We start from the raw sequence: 229 nt of genomic DNA on the forward strand, positions 1-229 counted from the left end.
TGAGGGGAAGCTGATGCAGGAAGCAGAAGCGGCAAAGAGGCTTGGGATCGATGTGTCTTTGGAGCGCCATCTGGAGATTCCTGTGGATTGTACAGGAGCGGTTCGTTTCTTCGGTCAGGCTCAGTTTCATCCGTTGAAATTTATATGCGAGTTGGCAAATGGACTTCAGATTTATGAAGATACGGTAGTGACAGAAGTAGAGGATCATCTGATCAGAACATCTGGCGGG

The 229-nt window shown here is 48.5% G+C and carries 1 pseudogene; it reads left to right on the forward strand.

Annotated features, from left to right (window positions below):
- Window positions 1–13: 13 nt before the first annotated feature.
- Window positions 14–229 (forward strand): annotated as a pseudogene (locus HJY11_RS13785) (FAD-dependent oxidoreductase); the annotation flags it as partial.

The organism is Bittarella massiliensis (ex Durand et al. 2017) (genome assembly GCF_017566145.1).
Classification (GTDB): Bacteria; Bacillota; Clostridia; order Oscillospirales; family Ruminococcaceae; genus Bittarella; species Bittarella massiliensis_A.